We start from the raw sequence: 6,739 nt of genomic DNA, 5'->3' as shown, positions 1-6,739 counted from the left end.
CCACCCCATGGGCCCCCTGGCTCTGGGCGATCTGGTGGGCCTGGACGTGTGCCTGGCCATCATGGACACCCTGTACAACGAGACCCACGATCCCAAGTACCGCGCTTCCCTGCTGCTGCGGAAGATGGTCCGCGCCGGCAAGCTGGGCCGCAAGACCGGCATCGGCTTCTACGACTACAGCAAGTAAGCCATGCTGCGTTGGCTGCCAAGAGAGCCGGCAACGGAAAGCAGAATACAGGACCAGGGACCCGCTGCAAAATGAGTCCATAAATAGGGCCTGTTGCAAAATTGACATTTTGCACATGCCTGTCATTGTGAGCCAGCGCGCACACTGGCGTGACAATCCACATTCCTGTAAGAAAGGCAGATTCCCACGAAAAACGGCCGCCCACCGGGCGGCCGTTTCCTCAGAATGACGGGATTTTGTGCAGCATATTCATTTTGCAACAGGTCCGTTCATGTAAAGGTGCTTTTTCATAGACCACGCTCTCCGCGGTCCTCCGTGATTTCCCGAACAGAGATATGGGGGAACAGCCCGTGCTGAAAGGAGCGTTCTCCCCGGCCAAGAGACGCCGCGATGTGCGGAAAGCACCGGCGGGAATATAGCGCGAAGAGCGGTTCAAGCCTCCCGTTCCGGCGCCGGATGAGACACACGTCAGAGTTTCCAATTTCTTTGCAGATGACATGAGCCAGGCTTGGGGAGGAAAACGGCAGATCCACCGCAATCAGAAAATACCGGTCGGCTGGGATGGCACCCATAATGGTCTCTAGCCCGGCCATAGGCCCTCCGCCGGGGCGGGCGTCCTCCACCATCTGAATACCATCCAGCCCCAAGTGTGCAAAGCGTTTCGTATGATCTACGGAAAGGGCCAGCGCGTCAAATACCCCTTGCCATCGCTCCGCCAGAATGGAGACCAGAGGGCGGCTGCCGATGGACATGAGCGCCTTGTCGCTGCCCATGCGGCTTGATTTTCCTCCGGCCATAAGTACAGCAACGGTTTTCATGCTCGCACCTCTCTGTTTCCGATTTTACGATTTACCAAAGGGGCAGACGGGGTAGCGGCACTGGGGACAGCCCAGGCACAGCCCGCCGGGGCCCAGAGCCTTCAGGTCGGCCCGGCTGACCCGCACCCCGGCGGTGATGCGGGGGAGCACCAGGGCTCCGTAGGACACGATCTCCGCGCCGGTGTCCCTGTTGGCCCTGGGGGTCTTGTCGTCCGGGTCCACGCTCATGCCGCCGGTACACAGGATCAGGCCCACCCCCCTGGCCTTGTAGTCCAGGGCGGCGGCGGTGATGGCGGTCCTGTCGTCGCCGGGGAGGCAGTGCTCCGTCACCTCAATGCCGTAGGCGGCCAGCTTGTCCCCCTGGTGGACGGCGGTGTTGGTGTGGCGGGTGGCGATCATGATCTCGTCCTCCCCGTTGAGGGCGTTGAGGCGTGCCACGTCCACCCGGAACAGGCCGCCGATATCGGCGATGAGCTCGATCTTGCCCTCCTTCACGGGAGTGGCGTGCATGTGCTCGTTCTGGCACAGGGCCTGGAGGCGGAAGGCGGCCTCGTCCTCGTGGAGCATGCCGGGCTGTTTATCCCACACGTAGAGGTGCTCCTTGCCCATGGAGAGCAGCACCGGGATAGCGTACCAGGTAGGGCCACTGCTCCCCCAGATAGTGCAGGGCCTTGCCCAGGGCAGACTTGGGCGCGGTTTTGGCGCTGGACTCATTTGCCCATACCAACAAAGCGTCCAGAACCGGTCTTTACAGTTCCAGTCGCTTGGTATAGCGTTCTCCTGGCATCAGTTCCATGATAGCGTCCTGGCCCTCTCCGAAGAGTTTGAGAGTCGTGTTGTTTTAGATGGTAGTCAAACCAACGATGCTACTTCCAGCCCCGTGACGGTGTTTGAGAGTCGTGTTGTTTTAGATGGGAATTGCATATTCCGGAATTGGCAAGCGTACAGCTATATACTATAACCATGAAGCCCAGGGAGCATATGCTTCCTGGGCTATCCTTTTATCTGGAGGTATGGTTATGAACGTATTGCTGGTCCCACCCCTGGAGCCGCCCCGGGCGGCAGAACTGGACAACACCCTGGAGGCTATGCAGCGAGCGGTAGGAGGGCCCATCCAGGCGGTCTACCCCTTCGAAGAGCCGGTGGCCCTCATCTGTCACGAGGAGGGCAAACTGGTGGGATTGCCCCTCAACCGCTGCCTGCGGCTGGACAACGGGGAGATCTACGACATTGTCGCAGGAACCTTCTTTCCGTGCGCCGCCCCGCCGGACAGCGAGGACTTTGAGAGCCTGACGCCGGAGCAGCTGGAGCGGTACCGCCGCCGCTTCGCCCGGCCGGAGATTTACCTATGATGGAGCGGCTGATGGAGGACGGCTTCCGCTACGGGGAGCCGGTGTACACCCAATGCTCGGAGGAGATGATAGCCTTGTCAGAGGAACTGCGCAAACAGCTGGACCGGGAGGCGGCCGATCTGCTGGACAGGTTGGAGGAAGTTTTTGTAAAGCGGGAGACGGCTTCTGTAGAGGGCGCCTTCCGGGAGGGGGTCCGGGTGGCCATTCTGCTGGCTCTGGACCTTTTCCCGCCTTCCGGACCGCCCGAACCTTGAACTGTATACTATAAGCTACGATGGCCTCGGGGAAAGCCCCGGGGCTTTTTTGCGTTTTAAGGAGGAATTACCATGAAAGAACTGCATAAGTATATCCTCGGCGGCTTGGTATTGAAATACTTCCCGGAGCTGAGCGAGATCGTCCCAGAAAGAACAGAGACTGAAACACAGGAACGATTTCGACATATAGAAGTCCTCCTGTCCTACCTCTCCAACAGGCGTGATCTGGTTCAGCAGCTCCAAGATAATGCCAGCAGCAAAGCGTCAACTATCTCCTAGGACATCGATGTGTAAGTGGACAGGCAGAAAAAAGTCTAGAGAAAGGAACGGTATCCATGGCTAACTACCATCTCGAAGTGCAAGTCATCAGCCGCGGCAAGGGCCGCTCTGTTACTCGTTTGGCAAACTATATCAGTGGTAAACGACTGTGCGACCCCTATCAGAGTACGACCTACTACAAGCAGCGAAAAGATGTACTATATTACAATATATTCCAGCCTGCCAATGCACCGCCTGCATTCCACGACCTCCAGCATCTCTGCAACGCCATTGAGGAAGCAGAGCACCGCTATGATGCCCGAACTGCAAGGGAGTTTAAAGGGTCACTCCCAAACGAACTCCCCCGGCAGGAATTAATTCAGATCATCAGTGAATTCATAGAGACAAACTTCTTGAGTCAAGGACTATGTGCAATCGCTGCAATACACGAAGGACGCAACTATCAAGATCCTTCAAGGAATAATCCCCATGTTCATATCATCGTTCCCACCCGCACAGTAGAGTTGGATGGGTTCAGCAAGAGGAAAGACCGTGAACACAATAAGCGGAAATACATTGATATCTGGCGGGAGCAATGGGCACTTGTCCAAAATCTAGCCTATGAGCGCAACGGTCTAGATGTCCGAGTCAGCCACGAAAGTCTCTTCGTGCAAGGTCGCTATGGCCGAGAACCAGTCAACCATCTCTCGTTAGTGAATTGGCAAAAGGAACAGCGAGGAGAGATCACACCTGCCGGAGCGCGCAGGCGGGAACTAGAGGCACAAAACAAGGCTCGTATCCTGCGTCCCCAGATAGACCTGGAAATTGACCACATGTTGAGGCGATAAAGGTTGTTATTACTTATTATATCACAGATGTAGCCCGTAGAGAGGGGACATTTTTTACAACGGTACGCATATATTGGGGATAAAGCCTTGGAAACAGGAGGTGAGCTACTGCTGTGAAGGAGCGCAGGCTAAATTACCGGTTTCACAATCCAAATTCAGCGGTAGCCACCGCTGATTACATATTAAAAGTTTTTGTGGAAGCAAGTCAGGAAAAGGTACGGCTTGCCATACAGCAAGCCGCCGATGGGCCGGATGACGCCAGAAAAAAGGACAGTGAGGGACACCCTGCATGAGTGGGGTGTCCCTTTTCCTGTTGTACTATTAATCACTTCATGATAAAATAAAGATGCAACAGGAAGGCTTGATTTTAACAGAGAGGTTTTGCTATGAACATCGCTGCTTACTGCCGCGTTTCTACCGACAAGGAAGATCAACTCAACAGCCTGGAAGCGCAGAAAGAGTTCTTTTCCGAATATACCAAACGCACTGGAGATAATCTTGTGCGCCTCTATGCCGACGAGGGTATTTCCGGGACAAAAATAAAGAACCGCAAGGAGTTCCTGCGGATGATGGCGGATGCAGAGCATGGGCTTTTTGAGATGGTGGTAGTCAAAGACATTTCACGCTTTGCTAGAAATACCGTTGACCTCTTACAAAATGTTCGTAAATTAAAGGCACTAGGAATTGAAACGCAGTTCCTGACCGCCAACATGACCAGCATGGGCAACAGCGAATTTGTGCTGACCATCTTCGGGGCTCTGGCCCAGGAGGAGAGCGCCAACACCTCCAAGCGCGTGAAATTCGGCAAGAAGATGAACGCGGAAAAAGGCCGCGTCCCCAACATTGTCTACGGGTACGATAAGACCATTGGTGACTACTTCAATCTTGCTATCAATGAGAAAGAGGCTGCGGTGATCCGCCAAATTTACCAGTGGTACCTCAAAGATGGCTACGGTGCAGCTAAAATCTCTATCCTGCTCAACGAGCGGGGGTTGCGTACCAAGCGAAATTGCCAATGGAGCCAGGCTGGCGTCTGCCGTATCCTGACCAATGAACTCTATACGGGGAAGATTATCAACGGCAAACAGGAGGTCACTGACTTTTTGACCGGCCAGCGGGCAGACAAGGATGTCTCGGAATGGATGGTCGTAGAACGTCCGGAACTGCGTATTATTGACCCGGAGTCCTTTGAACAGGCTCAGCGTATGATGGAGGAGCGAGGACGTCAGTTCAAAGTGGAAAAAATGAGACAAAGCAATAAGTATCTGTTCTCCACTCTGATCCGATGTAAAGAATGCGGTTGGTCCTTCCGGCGGACTGTCCGCACCTATAAGAACACCTATGTCCGCTGGGTCTGCTCCGGCCACAACGGCAAAGGGGCAGACAACTGTCCCAACGCTGTGACGGTAGACGAGGAGGAACTCATTGAGGTTTTGCAGGAATACTTCGCCGGGCTGCTGAAAGCAAAGAAGAATGTCATCCGCTATGTGGTAGGGGAATTCCAGCGGGTCTACAGGGCAAAGGATGAAAACCTGAACTATGAAAAGGAACTGACTTCCCAGCTCGCCAAGCTGCAAAAGACCAGGCAGAAATATATGGATATGTACGCCGATGACCTCATCAGCAGAGAGGAATTGAACGACAAGATCGGCGGGATGCGCAAAGAGATTGAGCGGCTGGAAAACGAGCTGAAAATGGTATCTTACCATCTCACCAAAGGGGAACAACTGGAATCTATTCTGAATCAGACCTTCCGGGAGATCGAGGACATTGCCGATGTGCGTCAGATGACCAACGCCCAACTGAAGCGGATCATCCAGAAGATCGAAGTGGATAAGGACGGGAACGTGGATATTTATCTGCGCCTGTTCGGTGATTTGGGCTTGGACGAAACCGTTCTAATTCGTAACGACGAAACATAAGGACCTCAGTGAACGCCTGCCCTCCTTCAACCGGCCCCTGTACCTCCAGGTAAAGGGGGTGCTGGAGGAGAACAAGGCCGAGCGCCACATCCGGGGAGGCATCGCCACCCGGCGAAAATACAAAGGCATCTAAACAAAAACCGGCGGGCTGCATCAGCAGCCCGCCGGTTCAGCCTGCCAAAAAAGTGGGCGCAGCCACTTTTTGGGCAGGCTGCTAAACTTTTGAGGCCTTTCATAAGTCCTCAAAAGTTGTTTGATTGCACGCGAAAGGGAACCCTGACGGTTCCCTTTCACACTATCCTTCCCTCCGAAGCCTTTGGCCAGAGATCTTTTCCGACAATCTAAACCGGCGGGCCGCTGACGCAGCCCGCCGGTTTACTCTCTTTGATTACTTGGCGTAATCCACCACTTTGGTCTCCCGGATCATGTTCACCTTGATCTGGCCGGGGTATTCCAGCTCTTCCTCGATCTTCTTGGCGATGTCCCGGGCCAGCAGCACCATCTGGTCCTCGCTGACCTTGTCGGGCGCCACCATGATGCGGACCTCCCGTCCAGCCTGGATGGCGTAGGACTTCTCCACACCGGGGAAGGAAGAGGTGACCTCCTCCAGCTTCTCCAGACGCTTGATGTAGTTCTCCAGGTTCTCACGCCGGGCGCCGGGCCGGGCAGCGGAGATGGCGTCGGCCGCCTGGACCAGGCAGGCCACCACCGTCTGGGGCTCCACATCGTTGTGGTGGGCCTGGATGGCGTGGATCACGTTCTCGCTCTCCCGATATTTCCGGGCCAGCTCCACGCCGATCTGGACGTGGGAGCCCTCCACCTCGTGGTCGATGGCCTTGCCCAGGTCGTGGAGCAGGCCGGCCCGCTTGGCCTCGGTGACGTCGGCGCCGATCTCGGCGGCCAGCAGGCCCGCCAGATGGCACACCTCGATGGAGTGGTTGAGCACGTTCTGGCCGTAGCTGGTGCGGTAGCGCATCCGGCCCAGCAGCTTGATGAGCTCGGGGTGCAGGCCGTGGACGTTGGTCTCGAAGACGGCCCGCTCGCCCTCGGCCTTGATGGTGGCGTCCACCTCCCGCTTGGCCTTCTCCACCATCTCCTCG

11 protein-coding genes and 1 pseudogene are annotated in these 6,739 nt (G+C 55.7%); 8 read left to right on the top strand and 4 right to left on the bottom strand.

Annotated elements, in window-relative coordinates; translation table 11 throughout:
* A partial coding sequence (locus tag IHN22_RS12075; RefSeq protein ID WP_300986606.1) for a 3-hydroxyacyl-CoA dehydrogenase family protein occupies positions 1–187 on the top strand: 187 nt, incomplete at its 5' end.
* Between the two features lie 287 nt (positions 188–474).
* Here the strand turns inward: IHN22_RS12075 and IHN22_RS12070 are convergent.
* Genes IHN22_RS12070 through IHN22_RS12865 form a run of 3 tightly spaced genes read right to left on the bottom strand, consistent with a single transcriptional unit; the run spans position 475 to position 1,732 of the window.
* Positions 475–1,005 (bottom strand): molybdenum cofactor guanylyltransferase, encoded by a 531-nt coding sequence (locus IHN22_RS12070; RefSeq protein ID WP_087267952.1) that lies wholly within the window; start codon positions 1,003–1,005, stop codon positions 475–477.
* Between the two features lie 24 nt (positions 1,006–1,029).
* Positions 1,030–1,593: a molybdopterin-binding protein gene (locus tag IHN22_RS12065; protein ID WP_191435615.1), complete on the bottom strand. Its 564-nt coding sequence runs from the start codon at positions 1,591–1,593 to the stop codon at positions 1,030–1,032.
* Entirely contained in the window at positions 1,583–1,732 is a 150-nt protein-coding gene (locus IHN22_RS12865; RefSeq protein ID WP_300986602.1) for a hypothetical protein, read from the bottom strand. The genes IHN22_RS12065 and IHN22_RS12865 overlap by 11 nt, the downstream gene beginning before the upstream one ends.
* A gap of 292 nt (positions 1,733–2,024) precedes the next feature.
* Here IHN22_RS12865 and IHN22_RS12055 point away from each other — a divergent pair, with 292 nt between their 5' ends.
* The 7 genes and pseudogenes from IHN22_RS12055 to IHN22_RS12025 all read left to right on the top strand — a co-directional run.
* On the top strand, positions 2,025–2,357 hold the full coding sequence (locus tag IHN22_RS12055) for a DUF3846 domain-containing protein (RefSeq protein WP_191435613.1): 333 nt from the start codon (positions 2,025–2,027) through the stop codon (positions 2,355–2,357).
* Positions 2,354–2,611: a hypothetical protein gene (locus IHN22_RS12050; protein ID WP_191435612.1), complete on the top strand. Its 258-nt coding sequence runs from the start codon at positions 2,354–2,356 to the stop codon at positions 2,609–2,611. Before IHN22_RS12055 ends, IHN22_RS12050 begins: the two co-directional genes overlap by 4 nt.
* A gap of 72 nt (positions 2,612–2,683) precedes the next feature.
* Positions 2,684–2,890, top strand: coding sequence for a hypothetical protein (locus tag IHN22_RS12045; RefSeq protein ID WP_191435610.1), 207 nt, complete (start codon positions 2,684–2,686; stop codon positions 2,888–2,890).
* A 56-nt stretch (positions 2,891–2,946) separates the two neighbouring features.
* Positions 2,947–3,717, top strand: coding sequence for a MobA/MobL family protein (locus tag IHN22_RS12040; RefSeq protein ID WP_191435608.1), 771 nt, complete (start codon positions 2,947–2,949; stop codon positions 3,715–3,717).
* A 113-nt stretch (positions 3,718–3,830) separates the two neighbouring features.
* On the top strand, positions 3,831–4,010 hold the full coding sequence (locus IHN22_RS12035; protein WP_191435606.1) for a hypothetical protein: 180 nt from the start codon (positions 3,831–3,833) through the stop codon (positions 4,008–4,010).
* A gap of 93 nt (positions 4,011–4,103) precedes the next feature.
* Positions 4,104–5,639: a recombinase family protein gene (locus tag IHN22_RS12030; RefSeq protein WP_191435604.1), complete on the top strand. Its 1,536-nt coding sequence runs from the start codon at positions 4,104–4,106 to the stop codon at positions 5,637–5,639.
* A pseudogene (locus IHN22_RS12025) lies at positions 5,626–5,772 on the top strand (sporulation transcriptional regulator SpoIIID); the annotation flags it as partial. The gene IHN22_RS12030 and the pseudogene IHN22_RS12025, both read left to right, overlap by 14 nt.
* Before the next feature lie 255 nt (positions 5,773–6,027).
* On the opposite strand, the gene IHN22_RS12020 reads toward IHN22_RS12025, so the two are convergent.
* A partial coding sequence (locus IHN22_RS12020) for an HDIG domain-containing metalloprotein (RefSeq protein ID WP_191435603.1) occupies positions 6,028–6,739 on the bottom strand: 712 nt, incomplete at its 5' end.

Origin of the sequence: Flavonifractor sp. An112 (assembly GCF_904377885.1) — a bacterium.
Lineage (GTDB): Bacteria > Bacillota > Clostridia > Oscillospirales > Oscillospiraceae > Flavonifractor > Flavonifractor avicola.
The sequence above is the reverse complement of the archived record's forward strand: the minus strand, read 5'-3'. Positions and strand labels throughout refer to the sequence as shown.